The organism is Brucella pseudogrignonensis, assembly GCF_002252525.1.
GTDB classification, from domain to species: domain Bacteria; phylum Pseudomonadota; class Alphaproteobacteria; order Rhizobiales; family Rhizobiaceae; genus Brucella; species Brucella pseudogrignonensis.
Window position 1 is genome coordinate 174,483 of record NZ_NNRM01000006.1, and the last position, 26,676, is coordinate 201,158.

Sequence of the window (26,676 nt, forward strand, 5' to 3'; positions counted from 1 at the left end):
TCACAAAGCCGGAATGCGCTCGCCCATGCTGACCGTATGCGTCATGCGCGCTTCCGGACGACGGCGTGTTAAAGCCAGCAAGATGCCCATGGTGATCGCAATAGCAACGAGCGAAGAGCCGCCATAGGAGATAAACGGCAGGGTCATGCCCTTGGCAGGCATCAGATGCAGATTAACCGCCATATTGATGATCGACTGGAAGCCGAACAGAATCACGATGCCGGAAACTGCGAGGCGTGTGAAAGCATCGCGCTCACGCAGCGCAATCGAAAGTCCGCGGATCACGATAAACGCGAACAGCGCCATGATGATCATGCAGAGAATGATGCCGTATTCTTCTGCGGCAACCGAGAAGATAAAGTCGGTGTGGCTATCCGGGATGATACGCTTGACGGTGCCTTCACCCGGTCCCTGACCGAACCAGCCGCCACGCAGAATGGCTTCGCGCCCTGCATCCACCTGGAATGTATCACCTTCACCGGTCATGAAGCGGTTAACACGGCCCGCAACGTGATCGAGCGTCATGTATGCACCAAAGGCACCGACAACGGCGATGCCGCCAAGGACCAGAATCCAGAACATCGGCAGACCGGCGAGGAAGAACATCGCGCCCCATGTGCCGGTGGTGAGCATTGTCTGACCAAAGTCAGGCTGCAGCATCAACAGACCAGCAGTCACGCAGAACAGCATCATCGCCAGAAAATAGCCCGGCATCTCGCCGCCGCGCTCGCGCTCGGAGAAAAGCCATGCGCAGATGACCACAAAAGCGGGCTTCATGAACTCGGAAGGCTGAATGGAAATGCCTGCAAGGCTGACCCAGCGGCGCGCACCCTTGATCTCGATACCGACGAAAAGTGCTGCTGCCATCAGAAACAGCGAGGCGCAGAGCAGGATCAGCGCAAAACGCCTGATCTGGCGTGGCGACAGGAACGAGACACCGATCATCACGGCAACAGCCGGAATCATGAAGAAGGTCTGTCGTTCTACGAAATGGAAGCTATCAAGGCCAATGCGCTGCGCAACGGCAGGGCTTGCAGCAAAGGACAACAGCACACCAAGCCCCATCAGGGCCAGACATGCAGCCAGAAAGTAACGGTCGATTGTCCACCACCAATTGGCGACAGCACCACGGTCAACACGACTTACCATCAGCTTTCCCCTCTCATTGGCTCAATACCCGGGAGCGCAAGCACGGCGTTACGGAATGCATCGCCGCGTTTTTCAAAATTCTGGAACTGGTCGAAGCTCGCACAGGCTGGCGAAAGCAGAACCACAGGTTCGCTTGCTGCATCATTGCCTGCATCGCGTGCAGCATGTTCAACTGCAACAGCCAGCGTGTCGGAAATCTCAAATGTCACCGCATCGCCCAGCGTCGCAGCAAACTGCGCCGCAGCTTCACCAATCAGATAGGCTTTGGTAATGCGCGGGAAGAACTCCGATAAAGCGCTGATACCGCCAGCCTTGGGTACACCGCCAGCGATCCAGTAAATGTGGTTCGCAAAAGACGACAGCGCAGGCGCGGTTGCTTCGGCATTGGTTGCCTTGGAATCATTGACGAACAGAACCTTGCCGCGATGACCAACCTGTTCCATGCGATGCGCAAGACCTGGGAAGCTTTTCAAACCTGCACGAATTTCTTCAATCGAAAGGCCGACCGACAAACAGGCCACGATTGCAGCCAACGCGTTCTGCGCATTATGCGCGCCGCGCAGCGAACCAATTCCGTCCAGTGAAGCGAGTTCTTCAACCTTGCCGCCCAATGTCGAATAGAGCTTTGCACCTTCAGCAAATGCACCGTTCTCAAGGCGCTTATCTTTGGAAAGACGTGCGACTTTTACGCCTTTGCTTTCAAGACGATCCGCAATGCTCCCGCAATATTCATCGTCCACACCAACGATTGCCACACCGCTTTTCTCAACAAGCCGCTGCTTAATGGCAGCATAGTTTTCCATGGAGCCATGGCGGTCGAGATGATCAGGCGTAAGATTGAGAAGAATACCAGCAGTGGGATTGAGCGACGGTGCCAGATCAATCTGGTAGGACGAGCACTCGACCACATAGAAACGATCCGGTGCTGGCGCTTCCAATGTGAGGATCGCCGTTCCGATATTGCCGCCGAGCTGCATGTCGCGGCCCGAAGCCTTAATGATATGCGCAATCAGCGCGGTCGTGGTGGATTTGCCGTTCGTGCCGGTGATGGCGATAAACGGGCAATCCGGTGCGATGTGATTGCGTTCACGCACGAAAAGCTCAACGTCACCGATAATCTCGACACCTGCAGCATGAGCGAGATCAACTGTCCAGTGTGGCTTGGGATGTGTCAGCGGCACGCCGGGCGAAAGCACAAAGGCAGCGAACTGCGACCAGTCCGCCTGCCTCAAATCGCCAGTCGCTATACCCGCGCTCTGTGCGCGGGCAACACTGTCGGGATTATCATCCCAGGCAATGATCTTCGCTCCACCCGCCACAATGGCCCTGGCGGTAGCGATGCCCGACCCACCCAGTCCGAAGAGGGCTACAGTCTTATCTTTAAGGGCGGTGATCGGGATCATTCTGCTTGCCTGTTATCTGAGCTTCAATGTGGAAAGGCCGATCATGGCGAGGATAATTGCCACGATCCAGAAACGGATCACGACCTGGCTCTCCGTCCAGCCCTTCTTTTCAAAATGATGATGAATTGGTGCCATCAGGAAGACGCGCTTGCCGGTGAGTTTGAACGAACCAACCTGAATGATGACCGAGAGTGCTTCAACCACAAACAAACCACCGATGATGGCAAGAACGATTTCGTGCTTGGTTGCAACAGCAACCGTGCCGAGCATCCCGCCGAGCGCCAGCGAACCCGTGTCACCCATGAAGATTGCAGCAGGCGGTGCATTGAACCAGAGGAAGCCAAGGCCTGCGCCGATAACAGCGCCCAGTACAACGGCCAGTTCACCAGTGCCTGGAACAAAATGAATTTGCAGGTAATCGGCAAAGATCGCATTACCCGAAAGGTAGGCGATGAAGCCGAAAGAGGCCGCAGCAACCATCACAGGCACAATCGCAAGACCGTCAAGACCGTCAGTAAGGTTTACCGCATTGCCTGCGCCAACCATGACGAAGGCTGCCAATGGAATGAAGAACCAGCCGAGGTTCAGAACAAACTGCTTTACGAACGGGAACGTCAGCGATGAGGAAAACGGCTCCTGTCCTGCCCGCATGATGATGAAGGCTGCAATCGCCGCAATCAGAAACTCGATGCCCAGACGCGATTTACCGGAAAAGCCTTTATCCGACTGTTTCGTGACCTTGAGATAGTCGTCGTAAAAGCCGATTGCACCAAAACCAACTGTGACCATCAGCACGACCCAGACATAGACGCTGGCGAGATTAGCCCAGAAGAAGCAGGAGACCAGAATACCGGTCATAATCATCAGACCGCCCATGGTGGGCGTACCAGCTTTCTTGAAGTGGGTCTGAGGGCCATCAGCACGGATCGGCTGACCTTTTCCCTGTCGCGCGCGCAGCGAATTGATGATCGCAGGGCCGAACAAGAACACGATCAACGCCGAGGTAATCATCGCCCCGCCAGTGCGGAACGTGATGTAGCGGAACACGTTAAACGGTGTCACATGCTCGGCGAAGATTGAAAGAAGCATCAACATGCTGAGAAAAATCCCTCAAAAACTGCTACTCGGCAGGCACCACTGGCGGAAACTGATTGGTAAGCGCCTTGACGATCTTAGAAAAGCCAATCCCCTTGGATGACTTCACCATGACAACATCGCCGGGACGCACAGCCTTCGTCACCAGCGGCAACAATTCATCGGTGCTCTGCCTGTATTCGACGCTAATTTCAACCGGCAAGGCATTTTTGAGCACCGACATTTCGCGTCCGCCGATATAAAGCACGTTCACTTCCGCATCGACGATGGGGCGTGCAAGATCGGCATGAAGCTTTCCAGACTGACGGCCAAGCTCCAGCATATCGCCCAGAATTGCGATACGACGACCCCGCGGGCCTTCAGGCGGCGTTGCATGAAGCAGCGACAGCGATGCACGCATCGAGGTCGGGTTTGCATTGTAGCTTTCATCGATCAGCGTGAAGGAACCGCCATCCGGATGCTCCAGAACATGACGCGCGCCGCGCCCGCCTTCAGCAGTCAAAGTTGCCATGGCAATGGCAACCTTTGCCATATCTGCACCAACGAGATGGGCCGCGCCAAGTACAGCAAGCATATTCTGCACGATATGGCGTCCCGGCATGCCGACCTTTACAACCGCTTCTTCGTTACCGATCTTGACCGTCATGCATGAGCAGGTAGGATGCATTTTCACTTCGCGCAGGCGATATTCGGAACGCGCATTTTCGCCGAAGGTGACGATATGCTCGACGCCTGCCTTTTCGGCGAGTTCTTCAAGCTGCTTGAAGCGCTTGTCGTCGCGATTGAGAAGCGCATAACCACCCGGCACAACACCTTCAAAAATCTCGGCTTTTGCCACTGCGATTTCTTCGAGATTTGCAAAGTGACCAAGATGTGCCGGTGCGATCAACGTTATGAGCGCCACATGCGGGCGAACCATCTTAACCAGCGGCCGGATTTCGTCGTGGTGGTTCATGCCAATTTCAAACACACCATAATCGGTATCGGCTGGCATACGGGCGAGTGTCAGCGGCACGCCCCAATGATTGTTAAACGACGCAACCGACGCATGGACCTTGCCTGAATCGGCCAGCACATGACGCAGCGCTTCCTTGGTCGTCGTTTTACCGACAGAACCGGTAACAGCAATGATCTGGGCTTTGGAGCGATCACGCGAGGCAATACCGAGCTTGATCAAGGCTTCAAGCACGTCTTCAACCACGATCATCGGAACCTTGAGATTGCCGAGAGCTGGAAGACGGGATTCGTTGACGACCAGAAGACCAGCACCGGCTGCCATGGCGGCCGTTGCAAAATCATGTCCATCGAACAATTCGCCTTTGATTGCAAAGAAAGCTTCGCCCTCTTTCAGCGTACGGCTATCGATAGAAATACCGGTGATACCCGCAGGCAATGTACCGAAAGGCCGGCCTTCCATGGCCTCCACCATATCGGCAGATGTCCAAAGCCAGTCACTCATCCCTTATGCTCCTCAAGGCGTGCTGCCAGTGCAGCCGCCACTTCCGTATGATCCGAGAACGGCAGCGTGATGTCGCCGACGATCTGGCCTTCTTCGTGTCCCTTACCCGCAACCACCAGTGTGTCACCGGGCATCATCATGGAAACTGCAGTGAAAATTGCCTCACGACGGTCGCCGATTTCGGTGGCACCCGGGGCTGCAGCCATGATTTCCGAACGGATCTGCGCAGGGACCTCCGAACGTGGATTGTCGTCGGTGACAATGGCAACATCGGCGAGACGTGCAGCAATTTCACCCATGATCGGGCGCTTGCCCTTGTCACGGTCGCCGCCACAGCCAAACACCACGATCACGCGTCCAGTTGTAAATGGACGCACGGAAGTAAGAACGTTTTCAAGTGCTTCCGGCTTATGTGCGTAGTCCACATAGGCCGGAGCGCCCTCTTCCGTGGCTCCAACCAGATCAAGACGGCCCGGCGCACCCTTGAGGCGCTCAAGCGCACGCATGGCAGCCGCAGCCGGAACACCCGTAACCATCGCAAGACCTGCCGACACAAGCGCATTGGCAACCTGAAAGTCACCGGCCAGCGGCAGTTCGATTTCAAAGATTTCGTCAGCAATGCGCACTTCAATGTGCTGGCGGAAACGTTCATGCTCAACGCGTTTGATGGTGATGAAATCACCTTTGCGACCAACAGTCTTCACATCGCAACCAGCGGCTTTTGCAGCTTCAATCGCCTGTGGCGAGAACTGGTCATCCGCAAAAATGATTGCAGGTGCACCTTTTGGAAGCAGCGTATCGAACAGGCGCATCTTGGCGTGCAGATATTCTTCGATCGTTGCATGATAATCCATGTGATCGCGACCGAGATTGGTGAACGCGCCAGCAGCAAGCTTCACGCCGTCAAGGCGACGCTGATCAAGACCATGGGACGAGGCTTCCATCGCGGCATGGGTCACACCTTCATCGGCAAGCTCTGCGAGCACGCGATGCAGTTCAACCGGATCAGGTGTCGTCAGCGAATTATAATCACTGCGGGTTGGCGAGAAAACGCCTGTCGTTCCGATATTGGCCGCAGGAAAACCGGCATAAGCCCAAATCTGTCGGGTAAACGAAGCAACAGAAGTCTTGCCGCTGGTGCCCGTCACGGCAACCATGACTTCAGGCTGCTTGCCATAAAACTGTGCGCTCGCAACGGCCAGTGCATGACGTGGATCTTCAACATGCAGAACAGGCACACCGAGGTTTTCAATGGCTGCATTCTTGCCAGCGATAACGGCAACAGCACCACGCTTGACGGCATCGACTGCATAGGCGGAGCCATCCGCTTTTACACCTTTGAGAGCCGCAAAAAGGAAGCCGCGCTCGACTTTACGAGAATCTGAGGTGACACCAACAATGTCCACTTCGCCCGCAGCGCCGGAGGCCAGTTCCTTAAAGAGTGTAATTTCCTTCAGCTTCATGGTCATACCAAATCCAGGTTCAGTGGTGCAGTTTCCGCTTCCCGCTACAACTACACAAATCAGTCGTTTATCGAATCAGCAGAAGCGATCTCTGATGCTGCTGGCGCAAATTCCTGTTTAAAATCGGGCTTAACCCCCAAAAATGAGGCTGAGCGCCTAATAATATCGGCAACCATTGGCGCAGCATTAAGACCAGCGGTCGCGCTGTACTTGCCTTCTTCCGGCTTAGGCTCGTCAATAATAGTCAGAACGACATAGGTAGGATCGTCCATCGGGAAGGATGCGAGAAATGCATTGAAGCGCACATCCTTCGAATAGCGGCCATGCACGACCTTTTCAGCCGTACCCGTCTTGCCGCCGACACGGTAGCCCTGAACCGTTGCACGTTTACCCGAACCACCTGGCGCGGTTGAGTTCAGGCGATAAAGATAACGCATGTCCGCTGACACCTGCGGGTGAATAACCTGCTGCGCCACCTGATCGGCCTGAGTCTGCGTGCGTGTAAGGAATGTCGGCTCAATCAGCTTGCCGCCATTCATCAAAGCTGCTGCACCAACAGCGGTCTGCAGCGGCGTGGTCATCATGCCGTGTCCGAACGAAATGGTCATCGAGTGAACCTTCTTCCAGACGCGCGGCTCGACCGGGCGCGCCACTTCAGGCAGCTCAGTCTGCATACGATCAAGAAGACCCATTTTCTTCAGGAACGCACGATGACCTTCAATTCCGACAACGTTGGCTTCATGACCTGAACCAATGTTGGATGAGAAGATAAAGACTTCAGGCAGCGTCAAAACGCGGCCTTTGCCGTGGAAGTCGCGGATTGTCTGACGACCGATAACCAGCGGACGCGACGCATCGATCCTCGAATTGAGATTAAACTTGCCCGAATCGAGCGCCATTGCAGTGGTGAAGCTCTTGATCGTCGAGCCCATTTCGTAGGTACCCGCCGACATGCGGTTCAAGCGATCCTTATCGAGCGCATTAACCGGATTGTTCGGATCAAAATCCGGCACCGAAGCCATAGCAATGACTTCGCCGGTCTTCACGTTGAGAACCACGGCACCCGCAGCAATCGCGCGATAACGTTCCATCGCCTTAACGAGAACGTCGCGCATGATGTGCTGCACGCGGATATCGATCGAGAGCTTGATCGGCTCAAGCGATTGCCCGGTTGCCATACCGACAGCGCGAAGATCGCTCAGTCCCTGACTGTCGATATATTTTTCCATACCCGCAATGCCCTGATTGTCGACATTAACGAGACCAAGAATATGCGAAGCCGTTGGACCACCCGGATAAAAGCGACGCTTTTCCGTACGGAAGCCGATACCGGGCACACCTAGAGCCATAATCTGGCTCTGCTGACGTGGCGTCAGACCACGCTTCACCCAAACGAAGCCTGCTCCGCTTTTCAGACGGCGATAGGTCGCTTCCCAGTCGAGATCGGGAATAACAGTCGAGAGAAGTTCGATTGTTTCATCCGGATCGACGATCTTGCGTGGCTCAGCAAACAGCGAAGCGGTCTTGATATCAGTCGCAAGGATTTCACCATTGCGATCCAGAATGTCCGGGCGCGATGCGAGCTGATGTACGGCAGGGCCGCCAGAGTCATCACCCTCGCCGCCAATCACACCGAAATAGACCAGCTTACCGCCGATCACGCCATAAATGCCGACGAAGCAGGCAATGGCCATCCAGAGACGATTACGTGCGCGATTGCCGTGCTTTTTACGCGAGCCGACAAAAGCCATATTGCCGGCCAGCTTTTCATTGCCAGCCGGCTCAAAGCCGTCATTGGTGTTCTGTTTGTTCTTCTTGGAAAATCCGAGCTTCAGCCGCATGATTAGTGCCTCGCTCCATTCTTCTTGATGCTGCCAGTGGTTGTCGCGTCTGGCTCCAGAACGCCACTTGCCACCAGTTCATCGCTACCTGAGATAAGTTTCTGAATATCATCCAGCTGACGCTCTGGAATGTCTTCCACGCCCATAGCAAGCTGCTCTGCTTCAATTGGCTGGAGCTTCAGCTCTTCCGCGTAAACGCCAACGAGGCTCTGCAGACGACCTGGCTGCGTCATCAATGCCCAATCCGCGCGCAACAGCGTAATCGTATCCTTCTCGGAATCGATCTGACGCTTGAGCTTGGCAATAACAGCGATCTGCCTTTCCGCATCATATTTGATGGTATAGGTGATCGTTGCTGCCACCAGCATCGCCGCTATCATGATGAGTTCAAAAGTACGCAGCACTCGTTCAACTCCGGGCCAGTTCATACGTTTCAGGCAGCTTTGGCAGCCCGAAAAGTGAAAGATCATCTTCTAGAGGCGGATTTTCAGTCCTCAGTCCCGCACGCAGTTTTGCAGAGCGAGCACGAGGATTGCGCTCTTCTTCTTCGGCGCTCGGTCCAACAGCCCCTTTTACCGCAGCCGTAAAGCTTGGAAGGCGCACATGGGTTTCCGGCAAATGCCGCGATCCAGCGCTGCCACCAGCACGGTCTGCAAAGTAGCGCTTGACCATACGATCTTCGAGCGAATGGAAGGTCACGACAACAAGGCGACCACCAGGCTTCAGAATACGTTCGGCTGCAAGCAATGCTCGCGCCAGTTCACCCAGCTCGTCATTCACATAGATGCGCAACGCCTGAAACACGCGCGTTGCAGGATGAATAGGCACTTTTGGATTACGGCCGACCAGCGATTCAATCGCATTGGCTAGATCAAGTGTGCGCGTGAAAAACTGTGTTTCGCGACGCTTTTCAATCATGCGCGCGATGCGACCTGCATGACGCTCTTCGCCGAGAAAATTAAAGATGCGTGCAAGATCGCCCATCTTCAGGCGGTTAACCACATCGGCAGCGCTTGGACCGTTGCGTGACATGCGCATGTCGAGCGGCCCATCCTTCTGGAAGGAAAAGCCACGCTCGGCTTCATCGATCTGCATCGACGAGACACCGATATCGAGCACAACGCCATCCACCTTCGCGCCTTCTCCCTCGACTGTTTCAACAGCTTCATCCAGCGCCGAAAACCGGCTTTCAACCAGATTGAGCCTGCCTTCGAACTGCTTTTCCATGACACGACCGGCTGCAATGGCAGTCGGGTCGCGATCAATAGCGATAACGCTTGCGCCCTGCTCCAGAATACGTCGGGTATAACCGCCCGCACCGAATGTGCCATCGACGATTACTTTGCCGGTTTCGGGCTTCAAGGCATCGATCACTTCGGAAATAAGCACCGGAACGTGACGGACCTGAGCCCCTTCGGCTTGAGATTGGTCTCCGCCGAGGCTAGCCATCATCCCGATCCTTTCCCGGGATCAAGTCCCGCTATCCTGTGTTTTCTGTATGGATTCCGGCCAATTGTAGACGAGCTTCGATTTGGCGGATTCGTTCAAACAGTTATCGGATATTAAGCTTAATGAACCGTTATCCTTTGCAACGCCCATACAGAAAACCAGGGCTTATACAAAAGTTTTTCTAGCATCATTTCAGCTTGTCCAAAGACCGAAAACTGCGCGCCCAACCGGCAGTCAATTCGTCCAATAACCAGATCCAACGATCACATAGATATGAAAAAAGTCCCCATTTGCTGCCGTTGACGGCAAGCCATGCTGGCGTTATTAATTGCAAATAGTTCGCAATTGCATTTTGAAAGCTTAACGCATGGCATTTAAGATGGCTCCGCGGGGAAGTACGCCCCCCGCTCCGCAAGACGTTACATTTGAAGGTTGGCGTCGTGATCGGGGCGAAGCCTCGATGTCCGATGTACACCGGTCTATCCGGGTAAACCGATCCGGTTCAAAACTTCGCCGCGCAATGGCTTTCTTTGGCCCCGGTTATCTTGTCGCCGTAGGCTATATGGACCCCGGCAACTGGGCCACCTCGCTCGCAGGTGGCTCCCGCTTCGGCTATATGCTGCTGTCGGTCGTGTTGATTTCAAATCTCATGGCAGTACTCCTGCAAGCACTATGCACCCGGCTTGCGGTTGCAACCGGTCGCGATCTCGCTCAAGCCTGCCGCGATGCCTATCCACGCTTTCTCGCCTGGCCTTTGTGGTTTTTGGCAGAACTTGCCATCTGCGCCACCGATCTTGCCGAGGTTATCGGCACGGCAATCGGTCTCAATCTGCTTTTCGGCATTCCGCTGGAAATCGGCGTCATCATTACCGCCGCAGACGTGCTTCTTGTTCTCTATCTCCAGAACAAGGGCTTTCGTCGGGTCGAAGCGCTCATCATCACGCTGCTCGGCGTCATTGCGCTCTGCTTCCTGATCCAGATTTTGATGGCTGAACCCAAGTGGGGCGAAGTGATCCGCGGCTTTGCGCCAACCACAGAAATCATCCGCAATCCGGATATGCTCTATATAGCATTGGGCATTATTGGTGCGACCGTGATGCCGCATAACCTCTATTTGCATTCCGGCATCATTCAGACACGCGATTACGGGCATACTTTGCCGGAAAAGCGCGAAGCAATACGCTTTGCAACACTCGACTCGACGATTGCCCTTACCTTCGCACTGCTGGTCAATGCATCGATCCTGATTTTGGCCGCAGCAAGCTTCAATGCGACAGGCAATACCACCGTCGAAGATCTCGACAAAGCCCATGCCTTGCTCAACCCGTTGCTCGGTTCCGCTCTAGCGCCAACACTGTTTGCAATTGCGCTGCTATGCTGCGGGCTTAACTCGACCATCACGGCGACCATGGCTGGTCAGATCGTGATGGAAGGCTTTATCGATATCAAACTGAAGCCCTGGTTGCGTCGCGCAATCACCCGCTTCGTCGCTATCGTGCCAGCGGCCATAGTTACGATCATGTATGGCTCGCAGGGAACGACCGAACTTTTGATCCTGTCGCAGGTGGTGCTCAGTCTTCAGCTGCCCTTTGCCATCATCCCGCTCGTGATGTTCACAGCAGAAAAGAAAAAGATGGGCGCGCTGGTGGCGCCGCGCTGGGTAACAATCCTTGCGGCAGTTACCGCTGCCATCATCGTCGTGTTGAACATGAAACTCATCTACGACTTCTTCACAGGCGTACCGATTTGAGACGGCACAGCGGCTTTCCAACCCGGAAAGCCGCTGCTTTTTTACTTGACCGCTGAATTGCCACCGTCAGCATAAAGCGCTGAACCGGAAACAAAGCTCGCCATTGGCCCTGCAAGAAACAGTGCCGCCTGAGCAATTTCTTCGGGCTGCGCAATCCGCTTCATTGCATGAAGGCCCGCCGCCCATTCTTTCTGCGCGTCACTGCCTGCCATCGGCGTATCGACACCGCCCGGCAAAAGCGCATTGGCTCTGATGCCTTGCGCGCCATAGTCTGCGGTGATGCCCTTCACCAATCCCATTAACCCAGCCTTTGCGGCACCATAGAGCGACATTCCAGGAATGCCGACACTGGTGCCAACAAAGGTCGATGTAAAAATGATCGAACCGCCGCCGGACTTGAGCATGAATGGTATCTGCGATTTCGCGCCGAGAAATGCCGATGTCAGATTTCCGGCAATCACCTTGTTCCAATCATCAAGGCTTGCTTCTGTCATCGGTCCGATGGGGCCGACAGTACCAGCATTGTTAAAAGCGACATCAAGACGACCGAACTCATTTTGCGCAGCGGCTATGAGTTTCTCATGTGTTTCAGCTTGTGAAGCGTCGCCAGCAACATAATGTGCTTCGCCGCCAAGCTCTTTGATAGCTTGCGCTACTGGCACCAACCCCGCCTCATTGCGGGCATTTAGAATGATAGCTGCACCTTGCGCAGCAAACAGCATTGCCGTAGCGCGCCCTATTCCCGACGACGCACCGATAATGATTGCGACCTTATCTTTTAAGCTCGACATGGAAACCTCCTTGATTGGGAAGTTCCGCAATAGATGTGCAACCCGAACACAACTATCCGTTTCCTGCGATCAAACAGAAATGGGGAAGGATAAAGTGTCAGTCGGTCTGTAAGCCGGGTTCTGTATGGCCGGACTTGCGTCCAACGTGGCAGCCATTCATCTGGGACGGATGTCGCCACCCGCCTCTTGCAACCCACCCGGACGGCTGATCCGGAAACTGATTGCCGGTTCTTGCGAACCGGCGCGCCGTCCCTATTCGGTTTTGCTCCCAATGGGGTTTACCTTGCCGCCTGTGTTGCCACCGGCGCGGTGGGCTCTTACCCCACCCTTTCACCCTTACCCCGTCATCCCTGCCGCTTGACCAAGCGGTACGGAAGACGGGGCGGTCTACTCTCTGTGGCACTGTCCCTGGGGTCGCCCCCGCCGGGCGTTACCCGGCATCGTGTTTCCATGGAGCCCGGACTTTCCTCACCTGCCGCCTTTCGGCATATGACAAGCGCGGCTGCCCGACCGACTGACGGGCGCGTATATAGCACGATCATGCCAAGTGGGAACCGGGTTTCGAAAAAATCTATGCACAACAGAAAAGCCGGCAGCGAAACCGCTACCGGCTTTTCGTTTACATCATCGGTTTGGAACTCTACGCAACCGACAACATAAATTCAGAGCCTATCCCGAAAAGGGCTAAACGACTTTCAGGATAGGCGTGTCAGAACAAACATTAGAGGCCAGCCATGTAGGCCTTAACCGAGCTGCAATATTTTGCAGAGGTTGGGTTCATGCGCTTTGCGCCATGACCGGCATTGTACTTGAGGATCGTGCCGCAGGTGCTGCCGCCGCCGAGCTTCTGTGCCATTGCAAGATACTTCATGCCAAACTGGATGTTGGTCGAAGGCTCATAGAGGCCCTTTGCAGAACCGGTATAACCGAGGCCACGAGCCGTCGAGAGCTTGATCTGCATCAGACCGATTTCACCAGCTTTGCCGCGAACATTTGGCTGGAAATTGCTTTCGTGACGAACAACCGCATGGGCGAGCGACGAAGGCACACCGTAGGTCGCTGCATAGCGATTGATAATCTGGGAGTAGCCGGTACCGCTCTTCACGGACTTTGACGTCTCACCGCGAGACTTGGACCGCTTCGCGCTCTTTGCCGTTGGTGCGGCACGCTTTGTGATGACCGAAGCCTTCTTTGCGGTTTGCTTGCGTTCTGTCTGGGCTGAGCGTGATGACTGTTCAGACTTGTTGGTTTCAGCAGCCTTGTTCTGGGCGCGAGCCTTCAGAAGATCTGCCAGATTGGTTGGTTCATTGACTGGCGCACTCATTGCAGAATTAAGGCCAAAAGAACTCATGGCGCCAATCAGGGCGCATACAACAACAAATTTTACTTTCATAACCTACCGTCTTGGATCGTTTTTTATGGGGCTTCGCTGGTCTTGGGGGCAGCAGAGCCGTTTGAATTATGATCCCGCATGACTGGCCAAAACCCGCCCGTCGCCGCTGGGAATGCCAGATCATTTGCTGGGGAAATGCAGCCGAAGATTGGTTGGGGAAGTAAAATAGTCTTACAGGTTGTAATAAAGACTGTCACATTTCGTGATACGCGCCATGGTGGAAAAATACCATCGACAAAAGGTGTAATCGTTCTAATTTAATGAAATTACTACAGAAATATGAAGCCGCAAGCTATCACGCATAAGCATGAAATCTCATGCTCATGCGGTAACATTTTGTAGGGAAAAAATAAGCCTGTAGAGGGTATCTATAGTAGATACGTCCGCTACACCGTCCACATTTTGTGTCCGAAAATGCCGCTGAAACGCCTTAATTACGGTCTCGGTAGCCTCATCGAACACACCGTTGATCTCGATTTTATATCCGTAAAGTGCCAGCATGGACTGCAAAGCTTCGACCGGTTGTCCTTGCTCGCCACGCGCGAGAAAGCGTCCGCCCCGGACAGCAGTTGGTTCGATCAGATGACCAATCCCTGCGGCATGAAGCTTTTTCCACGGGAAGTTGTGCCCCGGATCTGTTTTACGCTCTGGTGCGATGTCCGAATGCGCGAGTACGTTTTCGGGACGGATTTCATATCGGCTACATATGCTGCGGCAAAGCTCTATAACTGCTTCGATCTGACGGTCCGCAAAAGGCGGATAATTTTCGAGATTGCCCGGATTGACGATTTCGATCCCGATTGATGCCGAATTGATATCTGTCTCGCCCTTCCAGAAGCTCTTTCCTGCGTGCCATGCGCGCGCCTTTTCAGAGACCATCTGCACTACGCGGCCATCTTCATGAACCAGATAATGTGCCGAGACTTCCATCTCAGGCGACTTTAGAACGTCCAGAGCCTCCTGAGCCGTAGCCAGACCCGTATAATGCAGGATCAGATAGGTCGGTGTCTTGCCGTCCTTGCGAATGCCGAAATTCGGCGACGCATCAATCGAGGCCGCTGGATAATCGGGCTTATCCAAAACAAGTGCCGCCAAAAGTTCTGCTTCTGATACGTCTGCGCTGCTCATGCGGCTTCCAATTGTTTTTCTACGCTTGCCCAGGCTGCATTGATGGCAGCAAGGCGTGTATTTGCGATCTTTATAAATTCCAGCGGAAGACCTTCCGCAACAAGCCGGTCAGGATGGTGCTCTTTCACCAAAGAGCGATAGCGCTTGCGCGCATCCTCAAAAGACACACCGCGAACAAGCCCGAGGATGGCATAAGGATCGCCCTCTCCGCGATTGACATGGCGGAGCGCGATGCGCTCGAAGCCTTCCTCGTCATAACCGAAAATCTCAGCAACGCTCGCAAGGAACGCCATTTCCTTGTCATGCACATAGCCGTCAGCGGTCGCGATATGAAAAAGACCGTCGAGAATATCTTCAAGCAGATGACAATTATCGTCGCCTTCGCGGCAAAGACCTGCCAACTGACGCGCGTAGCTTTCATAGCCCGCCACATCCTGCTGAGCGAGATTATAGAGACGAACCACATGGGCGTGCTCTTCTGGCGGCACTGAAAAAATGCTCTGGAACGCACGAAACTCATCCTGCGTCACCACACCATCCGCTTTTGCCATTTTTGCAGACAGCGCGATCATGGCAATGGAGAATGCAACGCGACGGCGCGTATCTGCATCGCCCTCAAAAACCGTGCGCACGGCTTCGATAACGCTGGAAATAGCGTTCAGCGTTACAGAGGTGACGAACTCACCGATGCGGACCCAGATCGACATGAATCGTTTCTATATAATTCCGTAAAGGCTGGAAACAACAACCCGTTGCAATCGACGAAAAAACAATAATTTAGAAAAATATCGCTGCCTGTGAAGACGATTATTGCGCGGCCTGACGAGCCTCAAACGACTGCTGTGCAGCACTCGCCGCCGCTTCGCCTGCGGCCTGTGCCTGCTCAACGCTCTGACCCACAGCCTTGGCTGCAGCTTCGGCATTGGTGCGCGCACGCTCAATCGCTGCAGCCTTTTGTTCGGGAGTTATAACGCCAGCATTATCCTGCAAAGCCTTCATTAAATCTGGTCCAGCCTGTGTATCACTGGATGGGGCTGGAGCAGATGTGTTTTGCTCTGGCTGAGCTGGAGCAGCAGCCTGCTCGTCCTCTCCTTTGCCGCAAGCAGCAAGGGCAACCAGAACAACAGCGGAAATCAAAAACAGAAAATGACGGCTCATAACAAAAGCCATAACCGAAGAAAGCCTGCGTTTGAACATGGAAAACGCAGTCATACTGTCTTTATTGACGACTACTGCAGAGTTATCCATCAACTTTGCTCCTTTCGGGGAAAATGGCGGCCTGCAAAACAGACCGCCATTCAGCCGCGAACTGATCGCGGTTCACATAAACCAACTGCAATTTAGTTTGCAGGAGGTGTACCCGTGCCCGGTGTCGATGGTGCCGGTGCTGGGGTCGACGGAGTCGTTGTCGTATCGTTATTTGCCGGCGCTGATGGCGCAGGGGTGGACGGCGCACTATTCGTATCTTTCGAATTGTCGCTGCAGGCAGCAAGTCCGAGAAACGATACGGCAGCTACCGCACTTACCAGAAACTTTTTCATAATGGCTCTCCTTCCCTAAAAATCAGCGCTGCGGGGATTTAGCCAACGCTGCTTTGGTTTTCCGTGTCTGATCGGTTCATCCGATCAATCACCTACGAAGACAGTCGCCACATCGCTCTTTAGTCCCCGGCGATGCTTTACGACGATGCCAACGTCACAACAAAAAACGGCGAGCATGCGGAAAGGTTCTCTCAAATAGTCTTACTGCTCGTAACAAAACGCCATAATAACAAAGTTTTAACCATGATTTTCCCGTAAAACTGCCGTCACGCCCCTGTCACTGGCAGATGTTTAACTTGCGCAAACAAGGTCGGATTCGCCTTTAAAACTTCGCGCATCTTGCCCGAACCAATTCAGAATTCGGGATGCGCTAAATAAACGGGGAGCATGGCATGACAGGACAAGACGCCAACGGAACGATCCTTCAACGCGCCGTCACACAAAATCATGCGCTCTCACGACAGGGCTTTTCAGAGCGTCTTTTTGCCTGGTTGTTTAAGGGGCTGGTGTATCCACAAATCTGGGAGGACCCAGAAGTCGACATGGTGGCACTCGCCATTCAGCCCGGCCATCGTATCGTGACCATTGCGTCTGGCGGCTGCAACGCGCTTTCCTATCTGACCGCAGATCCGGCTCGCGTCGAGGCCGTCGATCTTAACCGTGCGCATGTGGCGTTCAATCGCCTGAAGCTTGCAGCACTCAAGCACCTGCCCGATTATGCCACCTTTTATCGCTTCTATGGCAAGGCTGATGACAAGGCCAATCTCGCCGCCTACCAACGCTTTATCCGCCCGCATCTTGATCAAGAAAGCCGCGCCTACTGGGAAAAACGCAAACTAAGTGGCCGCCAGCGCATCTCAATCTTCTCGCGTGACCTGTATCGTCACGGTCTTCTGGGTGTCTTCATCGGCATGGGGCACCGCGTTGCCCGCCTTTATGGCATTGACCCGCGTGACATTCTCAAGGCACGCACAATGGAAGAGCAGCGAACATTCTTCGATACAGCACTCGCACCCTTGTTTGAAAAACGCATGGTACGCTGGGCCACCGCTCGTAAATCATCGTTGTTTGGCCTTGGCATTCCGCCGCAGCAATATGATGCGCTGGCAACCGCCGGCAATGGCGACATGGCTTTCGTCCTTCGTGCACGCCTTGAAAAACTCGCCTGCGCCTTTCCGCTGACTGAAAATTATTTCGCCTGGCAGGCCTTCGGACGTGGCTATAGCGGCAATGAGGAAACCGGCCCCCTGCCGCCCTATCTCTCCCGTGCCAATTTTGAAACCGTGCGCGCCCGTGTGGACCGCATGACGGTTCAGAACGCCAACTACACCGAGTTCCTTGCCCAGAAGCCAGCCTCATCCGTAGATCGCTATATTCTGCTCGACGCACAGGACTGGATGAACGACGGCCAGCTCAACGCGCTCTGGAGCGAAATCACACGCACAGCAGCGCCCGGTGCCCGCGTCATTTTCCGCACGGCAGCAGAACCAAGTCTGCTTCCGGGCCGTGTTGATCCGTCAATTCTGGCCCATTGGGATTACCGCGAAGATGAATCGCGCACACTACATGATCGCGACCGCTCTTCTATATATGGCGGCTTTCACCTCTACACATTAAAGGACGCTTGATATGGGCGTTAATCCATTGGGCAGTCGCGGACGGGCTCAGGGCATCGACCATGCCAGCCTGATGGACCGGGTTTATAAGCGGCAACGGCATTTTTACGATGCAACGCGCAAATATTATCTCCTTGGCCGCGATACAATGATCGCTGGCCTCAATGTTCCATCCAATGGCCATGTACTCGAAATCGGTTGCGGCACAGGCCGCAATCTCGTCAAAACCGCCCAAGCCTACCCGGACGCAAAACTGTTTGGCATCGATATTTCAGCTGAGATGCTGGAAACGGCCCACAGCGCGGCTGAGCGGGCCGGGATTGCCGAACGCACCAGCCTCGAACGCGCCGACGCCACGCATTTCGACCCCGAAGCGCTTTTTGGTCAAAGCAATTTCGACCGTATCTTCATTTCCTATGCTGTTTCGATGATCCCGCAATGGCAACCTGTCATCCGGGAAAGCATTCGCCACCTCAAACCGGGCGGCGAACTGCACATAGTCGATTTTGGAGATCAGCAAGGTCTGCCCTACTGGTTTAAGAAAGCACTTTTCACCTGGCTTCGCTGGTTCCATGTGACGCCTCGTAGTGATCTCTTCACTGTCGCAGACCAAATGGCCGCGGAACAAGGCGCCATATCAAGACACAAAGTGCTCTATCGCGGCTTTGCATGGATCGCGACTATCCGCGCCGAATAAGCCGCAACTGGTGCGACACAATCTATTTCCAGCAAAGTTTTGCCCGCTGACTGATGACGTCAGCATCGGGATCGCGTAACCCTTGTTAAGATTGATTCGCGACACCGGGACCACTGTATGAACCGTATGGCCAACCGCAGCATTCTAGCCCTTGGCATGTTACTTCTAGCCGGCTGCACCACAGTCGACTACGACTTCGCCGACGTTAAAAAGTCAGGCAATTCGATGCAGCAGATGGCGCGCCCGACAGGAGCCGTCAATGCACCGCGGTTCGGTGATCGAAAACCGTTTGAATGGACGGGCCGCACGCCATGGCATTATCCAATCCATGGTACGGATGTTTCAAAATATCAGGTCGATGTTGATTGGAATGCGGTACGCCGCAGCGGCATTTCGTTCGCCTTCATCAAGGCAACAGAAGGCGGCGACCGCTTTGATGACCGTTTCACCGAGCATTGGAATGGCGCGAAGCAGGCTGGCATTCCGCGCAGCGCCTATCATTTCTATTACTTCTGCCGCCCAGCCATCGAGCAGGCACGCTGGTACATTCAGAATGTTCCGCGCGATCCGAACGCACTGCCTCCTGTTCTCGATATGGAATGGAACGCAAGTTCGCCGAGCTGTAAGCTAAGGCCAAATGCGGTTGTGGTACGCAAGGAAATGAAGATTTTCCTTGATGCCGTCGAAAAGCACTATGGCAAACGACCGATCATCTACACAACGGTCGACTTCTTCGATGAAAATGACCTCAACCAGATGCGGGAATATCCGTTCTGGCTGCGATCCACGGCTGGTCACCCGACAGAGAAATACGGGCCGCATCCTTGGACCTTCTGGCAATATACGGGTACGGGAACCATTCCGGGCATCAAGGGTGATGCAGATATCAATGTGTTTGCCGGCAGTGCCAGTGCATGGAAAAAGTGGCTGGAAAGCAACAAGGTCCGTTAACTCGGCATCAAATGAGAACTCACGCTAAGTTTCGCTTCATTTCCATGACGTGATGAGGCAATAGCTTTTGGAAATAAATGGGGAAGTTCTTTCTCTTTTAATTGTGAGTTCTCTCGATGAAACTTATCGCTTCAGTGATGGCTGCCGCTTTACTGGCATCAACTGCAATTTCTCCCGCGCTCGCCTCTCCGGGCCCGGATGCCGCAACCAATGCGACCAATCTGCCTAAGCCGGAATGCGAGATCGATTACGGTCAGTGGATGGATAATCTGACCAAGGAAGCACGCGAAGCAGGCGTGGGTGAAAAGGGCATTGCCGAGCTACACAAGGCTATGCTTGAGCAAAAAGTTCTCGACCGCGACCGCAAACAGACGGTCTTCAACCTGACCTTCACCGAATTCTCCAAGCGCTTGATTTCCGAAGCGCGCCTGAAGAACGGCCAGAGCAACCTCGTCAAATATGCCGATGTGTTCAAGAAGGTCGAAGACACTTATGGCGTGCCGGGTCCGGTTCTTGCAGCCTTCTGGGGTCTTGAAACCGATTACGGCGCCATTCAGGGTGATTTCGATACGCTGAACGCGCTTGTGACGCTTTCCTACGACTGCCGCCGCCCAGAGCTCTTCCGTCCTCAGTTGATCGCCCTTCTCAAGCTTTTCGATACCGGTGTTGTCGATGCGGCAACTACAGGCGCATGGGCTGGCGAAATCGGCATGATGCAGCTTCTGCCGAAGGATTATCTTGAGCGCGGCGTTGACGGCGACGGCGACGGCAAGGTCGATCTCAAGAACAGCGTGCCTGACGCGATGATGACGGCAGGCCGCATGATTTCCGAACTCGGCTGGAAACGCGGCGAGCCTTGGCTCGAAGAAGTACGCATCACCAAAGACCTGCCGTGGGAAGAATCCATCCGCACCAATCGCAAGCCGCATTCATGGTGGGCTGAACAGGGCGTTGTCGGCCTCAAGGGACCGCTTGGCCCTGATGATGGCGATGCATCGCTGTTACTGCCACTGGGCCGCAAGGGACCAGCGTTCCTGTCTTATGCAAACTTCGATGTTTTCGTGGAGTGGAACAAGTCGATTGTTTACGCGACCACGGCTGCTTATTTTGCCACCCGCCTTGCAGGTGCTCCAGCCTTCAATCCCGGCAACCCTGATCAGGGCTTGACGCAGGAACAGATGAAGGAACTGCAGACCAAGCTTCAGGCTCGTGGCTATGATATGGGCAAGATTGATGGTGTCTTCGGCGTATTGACCCGCGATGCAGTGCGCACCGAACAGCTGCGTCTTGGAATGCCAGCTGATTCCTGGCCAACTCCAGAGCTGCTTGAAAAGCTCTGACTCTGAATAAATCCAAGGCGCGGATAACCCCGCGCCTTTTTAGTTCTAGAGTATTTCCAGCAAAAGCGGGAACCGCTCTATCGTTGCAAGTGATCCCGCCATGCTCTCGACTCTGATCGTCGTCCTGCCCGTATTCGCCCTGATTTTCTCAGGCTGGCTTGCGTTCAAGCTGAAAATATTGGGCCCACATGCAATTGCGGAACTCAATCGCTTTGTCGTCTATCTCGCACTGCCGGCCCTGCTGTTCGACATCATGGCCAACACCCATGGCAGCGATCTTTGGCAGCCGGGCTTTATCGCCGTGTTTCTGCTCAGCAGCGCCATCGCCTTTGCCCTGCCTTTTATTATCCGCCTGCGCGGCAAGCAGCCGCTCGCAGACAGCGCCATCGATGGCCTTAATGCAGCCTATCCCAATACGGGCTATATGGGCATTCCGCTTTCGATGATTGCATTTGGTTCAGGCGTACTCGCTGCAACTACGATCACCATCATCATCACCGTTTGTGTGACCTTCGCTTTCGCCATTGTCCTGATCGAGATCGGCCTGCAAACAGAGAAGAAGCCGCTGCATCTAGTGTGGAAGGTTACGCGTTCGCTGATCCGCAATCCGCTGCTCGTAGCACCATTCCTCGGAATGCTGGTGCCTTTAACTGGCTTTACCATTCCTGCACCTGCCGAAACTTTCCTGAAGATGTTGGGCGGCGCTGCCTCTCCTTGCGCGCTGGTTGCGCTTGGGCTTTTCCTTGCCCAGCCGCGCAAGATTGAGCGCGAAAGCGTCAATGCCATCGCTTTTCTGGTCTCGGTCAAGCTCATTGTCATGCCGTTCGCAACATGGCTGCTTGCAGTCTATGTGTTTAAGCTGCCGCCGCATCTGGCACAAAGCGCGACCCTGCTCGCAGCACTGCCCGCTGGCACCGGACCCTTCATGCTGGCCGAACATTACCGTCGTGAGGCAGCAATTACGTCGAATGTAATTCTCTATTCGACAACGATTTCGGTCGTGACTCTGTCCGTTTTTCTGGCGTTTATCAGCTGAAACACCCCAAAAATTGTGTCAAAACCACCTCCAAAGTTGGCGGTTTCGTGGCATTTTCATGAAATGTGAACAAAATTTTACAGTTAAAAATTTCAATGACTTAGGTGGTAAACAGAAGGTTTTTTCCACGATCACCGCATATTGCAGCAAGAAATCTTCTTTTGTTTGAGACCTTTTGCGCTTAGATTCAGGTTCTCTACCAGCGCGCATTCGACTTTGTCGGATGCTTAGAAGGAGACAGACCAATGGGACTTACGCGATCTTTGAATGTCCTCATGATCTGTGCAGCATTTGCATTTGTTGCCGCGTTGATAGCAGGCGTTATTCCCTGATTGGGAACAGCCTAAGCCATTAGACGGCATCGGTTTTTGAGGATGAACCGATCCGTTTCACTTAAAAGAAAAGCCCGGTTTCAGACCGGGCTTTTTTCATTTCAGGCGACTTCTAACTGGGCTTCAGTTTTAGGCCGAATACCAATCATATGGCAGATCGCGTATGGAAGGTCAGCTCGGTTCATCGTGTAGAAATGGAAGTCCTGCACGCCGCGTTCGATCAGATCCATGACCTGTTCGGCAGCAATGGCTGCTGCAACAAGCTGATGCGTCTGCGGGTCATTATCCAGCCCGTCAAAGCGCTCTGCCAGCCATGCCGGGATATGCGTTGCTGAACGGGCGCAGAAATTGCGAACCTGCTTGAAATTGTGCACTGGCAGAACACCTGGAACGATTGGGATATAGATGCCAGCACGGCGCACACGCTCGACATAACGCTCGTACAGATCGTTATCGAAGAAGAACTGCGTGATTGCGCGCGTTGCGCCATTATCGACCTTGCGCTTGAGCATATCGATATCGGTCGCAAAATCCGGGCTTTCCGGATGCTTTTCAGGATAGGCCGAAACAGAAATGTCGAAGTCAGCAAGCTTACGCAGACCACCGACGAGCTCAGCGCCATTCTGATAGCCGCCCGGCGTCGGAACATATTTCTCGCCGATACCGGCAGCCGGATCACCACGCAGCGCTACGAAGCGATTGACGCCAAGCGCTGCGAACTCCTGCGCCACGCGATCAACTTCCTCACTGGTCGCATCAACACAGGTGAGATGCGCAGCAGGCTGGACATCTGTTTCTTTCAGAATACGTGCAACCGTGCGTATTGTGCGCTCACGCGTAGAACCACCTGCGCCATAGGTCACGGAGACAAATTCCGGCTTGAGCGGCGCAAGCCGCGTTACCGTCTCCCACAGGCGCTGTTCCATTTCTTCCGACTTGGGCGGGAAGAATTCGAACGAAACCCGGGTGGTCTGGCCGATATCTGGTCGGCGGGAAAGACCATAGAAACCCATCAAACTGTCTCCGTCATGCTTTCATTGCGCGAAGCCGGATCAGCAATCAGCACACGCGGATCACGGGCAAGCCAGAGCTTTACCGTCAATCCGTCATCGCCATTGGCAACCTTCGGCCCCAATTCAGTCGTTGTGTCGGGCTCAAGCCCTGTTTCCTTCAGCCAGCCAAGCATCTGCTCATCGCTGAAGCCAAGCCTCAAATGCGCGTGTTCTTCGCGCAGAAACTCAAGCTTATGCGGTGCAAAATCGACAATCAGCAATCTGCCGCCGGGGCGCAGCGCACGCGTTGCCTCGCGAATAGCAGCCTGCGGATCATCAAGAAAATGCAGAACCTGATGGATGGTTACGAGATCGAAATTCTCACGTTCGACGGGCAGTGCATAAACATCGCCCTGCCGCACTTGCGCATTGCTCACCGTTGCAAGGTCAAGATTGGCACGCGCCACGGCAAGCATGTCGCGATTGATATCAATGCCAAGGCCGCGAGAATAAAGCGGTGAAAACAGTTCCAGCAACCGACCGGTGCCCGTACCAACATCAAGCATCGCCTGAAATGGCTTATCACCCACAATGGTCTTGAGCGCCGCTTCCACGGCATTCTCAGACACATGAAGCTTGCGAATTTCGTCCCAGCTTCCGGCATTCGCACTGAAATAGGCCGCAGCCTTTTCCTGACGATTGGATTTGACCTGTGAGAGCCGCTCCAGATCACGCTCAATCAGCGCATCCGTCGCATCGAGCCGGATGAGAAGATTGCGTGCAACCTCACCGCAGAGCGCATTATCGGAAAGCCGGAAATAGGCCCAGGCGCCTTCCTGATAACGGTCGATCAGATCAGCTTCACCGAGCAGCTTGAGATGGCGCGACACGCGCGGCTGCGACTGACCAAGAATTGTGGTCAGGTCAGATACCGTCAAATCGCCCTTGGAAAGAAGCGCAAGGATGCGTAAGCGGCTTGGCTCGGCCACCGCTTTTAAAACATCCACCATCTGATCGAGCTGCAAACGCAATCCGCAACCTCCACGCTCTAAAACATATAAAGATATGTTTATGTGAATTGCGATAATGACGCAAGCAGTTTTCGCAAACCCATACACAGCAAAACTGTCACCCGGTTCGGGTAGCCGTTTGAGCAGAATGGTAGCTGGGTTATGATTATATCGAATCTTGCTGCAGGCAGGAAAGGAAGACCGCCATGGGTGCAAGCTCTGTACGACAGAAGGCAATTGCAAAATCGCTCACGCTTTTGCTTCCCGCGGTTCCTTATTCAGACTCAGAGCCAATCCGAGCCGCAGCGCTTGCGCCTCATATGAAGACACTCCCGCCCTCAGTGGCCGTCTGGCTTGCAACGGTCGCGCATGTTCGCCACGCGCATACCGACTACGACACTCTGCGCGATGACGGATATGACAAGGATTCAGCGCGTTTCTTTGTGCTGGATGACATCAACAAAAAGCTAACCGAATGGCGCGCCACGCGTCTCGTCACCGCTGATGATGATGAGAAGGTAGAAATGTAAACGCCGCCCAAAGGCGGCGTCTAACAAGTTCAAGTATCAGTGGGTTCCGTGACCCTGCAAATAACCGTGTTTGCGCGGATCAGGCATGACCAGACCGACGATGAACACGATCACCATCATGATGGTTACATACCAGAAGAACCCGCTTTCAAAGCCGGCCTTCTTGAACCATAGCGCCACATATTCGGCGGTACCGCCGAAGATTGCATTGGCAATGGCATAGGAAAAGCCAACACCCAAAGCACGCACTTCAGCCGGAAACAGTTCCGATTTCACGATACCGCCAATCGACGTGTACATGCTCACAATTGCCGAAGCGATGGCGATATAGACAAATGCCATTGTCGGGCTTTGCACAGAGCCAAGCACTGTGAGCAAAGGAATAGTCGTCAACACCGATACGCCGCCAAAGGCGATCATCATCGGTTTGCGACCAACCTTGTCGGAGATATAGCCAAACAGCGGCTGCATGAGCATGAATGCAAACAGCGCGACCGTCATAACCTCGCTGGCCGTTTCCTTGTCCATACCGGCGGTATTGACCAGATATTTCTGCATATAGGTCGTGAAAGTATAGAAGGTCAGCGAACCGCCAGCCGTGAAGCCCACAACGACCAGGAATGCCTTGCGGTGATGCTTCCAGATCGTCGCAAAACTACCTGCAGCCTTGCTGTTACGTGACTCTTCGGTTGAAGTCTCGTGCAGTGTACGGCGCAGATAAAGCGCAACGATTGCAGCCAGACCGCCAATGGCAAACGGAATGCGCCAGCCCCATTCATGCAGCTGTTCCGACGTCAGGAAGAACTGCAGAATTACCAGCACCAGAACAGCAAGAAGCTGACCGCCAATCAGCGTCACATACTGGAACGACGAGAAGAAACCGCGACGCCCGGCAAGAGCCACTTCACTCATGTAAGTGGCAGTGGTGCCATATTCTCCGCCAACCGACAGGCCCTGCAACAGTCGCACCAGCAAAAGAAGAAGCGGTGCCCAAAGGCCGATGGACTCATAAGTCGGAAGGATAGCGATAGCAAAAGAACCAAGACACATCATGCTGACCGAAATCAGCATAGAAGTACGGCGACCGAGCCTGTCAGCGAGCCGACCAAACAGCCAACCGCCAATCGGGCGCATAAGAAAACCGGCTGCGAAAATAGCCGCTGCGTTCAGCAGCTGACTGGTCTGATCTTCAGCCGGGAAAAACTGTGATGCGAAGTAAAGTGCGCCAAAAGAATAGACATAAAAGTCGTACCATTCGACCAGATTGCCGGAGGCGCTCGCAACGATCGCATAAATCCGGCGGCGCGTATCGTGAGCGTCGTGTTTCTCTTCGATCTCACCATTGGCATCGCTGTGCATTTCTGCATTGCTCATTCTGAAACTCCCGATAGCAGCCGAAAACGGGGAAACGACTGCATGATCACTTGCCTTGCTTGGGAGAGAGCAAAACCAGTAATCGTTGATCTCTAAATCAATATATTCGGCAGGTCGGTCGGGCCTCAGATTTCAGTCTGCAAGTCTGCATGGTTCGACCAAAAGCCGCACAGTCTCTGAAGCTAACCTTGACGCAACATCTTTGAAAAAGAGATGTCACCACTCCCAATCAAGCGATCCCAGCGGGCATCAAAAATTGTTTGGAATTACCTCCGATACCGCAAAATCATAGGAGCAATATCGTTTGTATGCAATCTATTATCATACACTACTATT

The 26,676-nt window shown here is 54.0% G+C and carries 23 protein-coding genes, 1 other RNA gene and 1 pseudogene; 7 read left to right on the forward strand and 18 right to left on the reverse strand.

The window, feature by feature from the left end; genetic code table 11:
* From ftsW to rsmH, 8 genes are read right to left on the reverse strand one after another with little or no spacing between them, the layout of a single operon-like run.
* Complete coding sequence (ftsW, locus tag CEV34_RS02190) at positions 1-1,149, reverse strand: putative lipid II flippase FtsW (RefSeq protein ID WP_007875797.1); 1,149 nt, start codon at positions 1,147-1,149, stop codon at positions 1-3.
* Positions 1,149-2,552: a UDP-N-acetylmuramoyl-L-alanine--D-glutamate ligase gene (gene murD, locus CEV34_RS02195; protein ID WP_094543181.1), complete on the reverse strand. Its 1,404-nt coding sequence runs from the start codon at positions 2,550-2,552 to the stop codon at positions 1,149-1,151. The genes ftsW and murD overlap by 1 nt, the downstream gene beginning before the upstream one ends.
* 12 nt (positions 2,553-2,564) lie before the next feature.
* On the reverse strand, positions 2,565-3,647 hold the full coding sequence (gene mraY, locus CEV34_RS02200; RefSeq protein ID WP_007875799.1) for a phospho-N-acetylmuramoyl-pentapeptide-transferase: 1,083 nt from the start codon (positions 3,645-3,647) through the stop codon (positions 2,565-2,567).
* Between the two features lie 25 nt (positions 3,648-3,672).
* Complete coding sequence (locus CEV34_RS02205) at positions 3,673-5,106, reverse strand: UDP-N-acetylmuramoylalanyl-D-glutamyl-2,6-diaminopimelate--D-alanyl-D-alanine ligase (RefSeq protein WP_007875801.1); 1,434 nt, start codon at positions 5,104-5,106, stop codon at positions 3,673-3,675.
* The gene (locus CEV34_RS02210; protein WP_064320829.1) at positions 5,103-6,575 is read right to left on the reverse strand and encodes a UDP-N-acetylmuramoyl-L-alanyl-D-glutamate--2,6-diaminopimelate ligase; all 1,473 of its coding nucleotides are present in this window, start codon (positions 6,573-6,575) and stop codon (positions 5,103-5,105) included. Before CEV34_RS02210 ends, CEV34_RS02205 begins: the two co-directional genes overlap by 4 nt.
* 53 nt (positions 6,576-6,628) lie before the next feature.
* Complete coding sequence (locus CEV34_RS02215; protein ID WP_007875803.1) at positions 6,629-8,410, reverse strand: peptidoglycan D,D-transpeptidase FtsI family protein; 1,782 nt, start codon at positions 8,408-8,410, stop codon at positions 6,629-6,631.
* A gap of 2 nt (positions 8,411-8,412) precedes the next feature.
* The gene (gene ftsL, locus CEV34_RS02220) at positions 8,413-8,814 is read right to left on the reverse strand and encodes a cell division protein FtsL (RefSeq protein WP_007875804.1); all 402 of its coding nucleotides are present in this window, start codon (positions 8,812-8,814) and stop codon (positions 8,413-8,415) included.
* Between the two features lie 4 nt (positions 8,815-8,818).
* Positions 8,819-9,862 (reverse strand): 16S rRNA (cytosine(1402)-N(4))-methyltransferase RsmH, encoded by a 1,044-nt coding sequence (gene rsmH / locus CEV34_RS02225; RefSeq protein WP_039859934.1) that lies wholly within the window; start codon positions 9,860-9,862, stop codon positions 8,819-8,821.
* A 457-nt stretch (positions 9,863-10,319) separates the two neighbouring features.
* Here rsmH and CEV34_RS02235 point away from each other — a divergent pair, with 457 nt between their 5' ends.
* On the forward strand, positions 10,320-11,609 hold the full coding sequence (locus tag CEV34_RS02235) for an Nramp family divalent metal transporter (RefSeq protein WP_231195821.1): 1,290 nt from the start codon (positions 10,320-10,322) through the stop codon (positions 11,607-11,609).
* Positions 11,610-11,650: 41 nt separating this feature from the next.
* On the opposite strand, the gene CEV34_RS02240 is transcribed toward CEV34_RS02235, so the two are convergent.
* The 7 genes and pseudogenes from CEV34_RS02240 to CEV34_RS02270 form a co-directional block, all read right to left on the reverse strand.
* Positions 11,651-12,400: an SDR family oxidoreductase gene (locus CEV34_RS02240; protein WP_094543183.1), complete on the reverse strand. Its 750-nt coding sequence runs from the start codon at positions 12,398-12,400 to the stop codon at positions 11,651-11,653.
* Positions 12,401-12,493: 93 nt separating this feature from the next.
* An RNA gene (gene rnpB / locus CEV34_RS02245) (RNase P RNA component class A) lies at positions 12,494-12,918 on the reverse strand.
* 203 nt (positions 12,919-13,121) lie between these two features.
* A complete protein-coding gene (locus CEV34_RS02250) occupies positions 13,122-13,793 on the reverse strand; it encodes a lytic transglycosylase domain-containing protein (RefSeq protein WP_007875824.1) in 672 nt (223 codons plus the stop codon).
* Between the two features lie 321 nt (positions 13,794-14,114).
* A complete protein-coding gene (locus tag CEV34_RS02255) occupies positions 14,115-14,921 on the reverse strand; it encodes an N-acetylmuramoyl-L-alanine amidase (protein WP_007875825.1) in 807 nt (268 codons plus the stop codon).
* Positions 14,918-15,628 (reverse strand): J domain-containing protein, encoded by a 711-nt coding sequence (locus tag CEV34_RS02260; RefSeq protein ID WP_007875826.1) that lies wholly within the window; start codon positions 15,626-15,628, stop codon positions 14,918-14,920. Before CEV34_RS02260 ends, CEV34_RS02255 begins: the two co-directional genes overlap by 4 nt.
* Positions 15,629-15,728: 100 nt before the next feature.
* Positions 15,729-16,129, reverse strand: a pseudogene (locus CEV34_RS02265) (hypothetical protein).
* 132 nt (positions 16,130-16,261) lie between these two features.
* Positions 16,262-16,462, reverse strand: coding sequence for a hypothetical protein (locus CEV34_RS02270; RefSeq protein WP_079212087.1), 201 nt, complete (start codon positions 16,460-16,462; stop codon positions 16,262-16,264).
* A 392-nt stretch (positions 16,463-16,854) separates the two neighbouring features.
* On the opposite strand from CEV34_RS02270, the gene CEV34_RS02275 reads away from it, so the two are divergent.
* The 5 genes from CEV34_RS02275 (at position 16,855) to CEV34_RS02295 (ending at position 22,102) form a co-directional block, all read left to right on the forward strand.
* Positions 16,855-18,090 (forward strand): BtaA family protein, encoded by a 1,236-nt coding sequence (locus CEV34_RS02275; RefSeq protein WP_007875830.1) that lies wholly within the window; start codon positions 16,855-16,857, stop codon positions 18,088-18,090.
* Between the two features lies 1 nt (position 18,091).
* Positions 18,092-18,775 (forward strand): class I SAM-dependent methyltransferase, encoded by a 684-nt coding sequence (locus tag CEV34_RS02280; RefSeq protein ID WP_007875832.1) that lies wholly within the window; start codon positions 18,092-18,094, stop codon positions 18,773-18,775.
* A gap of 117 nt (positions 18,776-18,892) precedes the next feature.
* Positions 18,893-19,726, forward strand: coding sequence for a glycoside hydrolase family 25 protein (locus CEV34_RS02285; protein ID WP_007875833.1), 834 nt, complete (start codon positions 18,893-18,895; stop codon positions 19,724-19,726).
* Positions 19,727-19,842: 116 nt separating this feature from the next.
* On the forward strand, positions 19,843-21,066 hold the full coding sequence (locus tag CEV34_RS02290; RefSeq protein ID WP_007875836.1) for a lytic murein transglycosylase: 1,224 nt from the start codon (positions 19,843-19,845) through the stop codon (positions 21,064-21,066).
* 100 nt (positions 21,067-21,166) lie between these two features.
* Positions 21,167-22,102: an AEC family transporter gene (locus CEV34_RS02295; RefSeq protein WP_007875842.1), complete on the forward strand. Its 936-nt coding sequence runs from the start codon at positions 21,167-21,169 to the stop codon at positions 22,100-22,102.
* A gap of 433 nt (positions 22,103-22,535) precedes the next feature.
* Here CEV34_RS02295 and metF read toward each other — a convergent pair whose 3' ends face one another.
* Both metF and CEV34_RS02305 read right to left on the reverse strand, forming a co-directional pair.
* Entirely contained in the window at positions 22,536-23,447 is a 912-nt protein-coding gene (gene metF / locus CEV34_RS02300; protein WP_007875844.1) for a methylenetetrahydrofolate reductase [NAD(P)H], read from the reverse strand.
* Positions 23,447-24,436: an ArsR/SmtB family transcription factor gene (locus CEV34_RS02305; RefSeq protein ID WP_039859954.1), complete on the reverse strand. Its 990-nt coding sequence runs from the start codon at positions 24,434-24,436 to the stop codon at positions 23,447-23,449. Before CEV34_RS02305 ends, metF begins: the two co-directional genes overlap by 1 nt.
* A 206-nt stretch (positions 24,437-24,642) precedes the next feature.
* Here CEV34_RS02305 and CEV34_RS02310 point away from each other — a divergent pair, with 206 nt between their 5' ends.
* Positions 24,643-24,966 carry a DUF2293 domain-containing protein gene (locus CEV34_RS02310; protein WP_007875848.1) on the forward strand — a complete coding sequence of 108 codons (324 nt, stop codon included), beginning with the start codon at positions 24,643-24,645 and terminating at the stop codon, positions 24,964-24,966.
* A 36-nt stretch (positions 24,967-25,002) separates the two neighbouring features.
* Here the strand turns inward: CEV34_RS02310 and CEV34_RS02315 are convergent, their stop codons facing one another.
* Entirely contained in the window at positions 25,003-26,340 is a 1,338-nt protein-coding gene (locus CEV34_RS02315; protein ID WP_094543185.1) for an MFS family transporter, read from the reverse strand.
* Positions 26,341-26,676 lie beyond the last annotated feature (336 nt).

What these genes read in the sequence shown, in the direction of transcription:
- CEV34_RS02210 (WP_064320829.1), bottom strand. Translation starts at nt 6,575, where the DNA reads ATGACCATGAAGCTGAAGGAAATTACACTCTTTAAGGAACTGGCCTCC.
- CEV34_RS02240 (WP_094543183.1), bottom strand. Translation starts at nt 12,400, where the DNA reads ATGTCGAGCTTAAAAGATAAGGTCGCAATCATTATCGGTGCGTCGTCG.
- CEV34_RS02235 (WP_231195821.1), top strand. Translation starts at nt 10,320, where the DNA reads ATGTCCGATGTACACCGGTCTATCCGGGTAAACCGATCCGGTTCAAAA.
- CEV34_RS02270 (WP_079212087.1), bottom strand. Translation starts at nt 16,462, where the DNA reads ATGAAAAAGTTTCTGGTAAGTGCGGTAGCTGCCGTATCGTTTCTCGGA.
- murD (WP_094543181.1), bottom strand. Translation starts at nt 2,552, where the DNA reads ATGATCCCGATCACCGCCCTTAAAGATAAGACTGTAGCCCTCTTCGGA.
- CEV34_RS02290 (WP_007875836.1), top strand. Translation starts at nt 19,843, where the DNA reads ATGAAACTTATCGCTTCAGTGATGGCTGCCGCTTTACTGGCATCAACT.
- CEV34_RS02255 (WP_007875825.1), bottom strand. Translation starts at nt 14,921, where the DNA reads ATGAGCAGCGCAGACGTATCAGAAGCAGAACTTTTGGCGGCACTTGTT.
- CEV34_RS02305 (WP_039859954.1), bottom strand. Translation starts at nt 24,436, where the DNA reads ATGGTGGATGTTTTAAAAGCGGTGGCCGAGCCAAGCCGCTTACGCATC.
- ftsW (WP_007875797.1), bottom strand. Translation starts at nt 1,149, where the DNA reads ATGGTAAGTCGTGTTGACCGTGGTGCTGTCGCCAATTGGTGGTGGACA.
- CEV34_RS02205 (WP_007875801.1), bottom strand. Translation starts at nt 5,106, where the DNA reads ATGAGTGACTGGCTTTGGACATCTGCCGATATGGTGGAGGCCATGGAA.
- CEV34_RS02215 (WP_007875803.1), bottom strand. Translation starts at nt 8,410, where the DNA reads ATGCGGCTGAAGCTCGGATTTTCCAAGAAGAACAAACAGAACACCAAT.
- CEV34_RS02285 (WP_007875833.1), top strand. Translation starts at nt 18,893, where the DNA reads ATGAACCGTATGGCCAACCGCAGCATTCTAGCCCTTGGCATGTTACTT.
- CEV34_RS02250 (WP_007875824.1), bottom strand. Translation starts at nt 13,793, where the DNA reads ATGAAAGTAAAATTTGTTGTTGTATGCGCCCTGATTGGCGCCATGAGT.
- CEV34_RS02310 (WP_007875848.1), top strand. Translation starts at nt 24,643, where the DNA reads ATGGGTGCAAGCTCTGTACGACAGAAGGCAATTGCAAAATCGCTCACG.
- mraY (WP_007875799.1), bottom strand. Translation starts at nt 3,647, where the DNA reads ATGTTGATGCTTCTTTCAATCTTCGCCGAGCATGTGACACCGTTTAAC.
- metF (WP_007875844.1), bottom strand. Translation starts at nt 23,447, where the DNA reads ATGGGTTTCTATGGTCTTTCCCGCCGACCAGATATCGGCCAGACCACC.
- rsmH (WP_039859934.1), bottom strand. Translation starts at nt 9,862, where the DNA reads ATGATGGCTAGCCTCGGCGGAGACCAATCTCAAGCCGAAGGGGCTCAG.
- CEV34_RS02280 (WP_007875832.1), top strand. Translation starts at nt 18,092, where the DNA reads ATGGGCGTTAATCCATTGGGCAGTCGCGGACGGGCTCAGGGCATCGAC.
- CEV34_RS02275 (WP_007875830.1), top strand. Translation starts at nt 16,855, where the DNA reads ATGACAGGACAAGACGCCAACGGAACGATCCTTCAACGCGCCGTCACA.
- CEV34_RS02295 (WP_007875842.1), top strand. Translation starts at nt 21,167, where the DNA reads ATGCTCTCGACTCTGATCGTCGTCCTGCCCGTATTCGCCCTGATTTTC.
- CEV34_RS02260 (WP_007875826.1), bottom strand. Translation starts at nt 15,628, where the DNA reads ATGTCGATCTGGGTCCGCATCGGTGAGTTCGTCACCTCTGTAACGCTG.
- CEV34_RS02315 (WP_094543185.1), bottom strand. Translation starts at nt 26,340, where the DNA reads ATGAGCAATGCAGAAATGCACAGCGATGCCAATGGTGAGATCGAAGAG.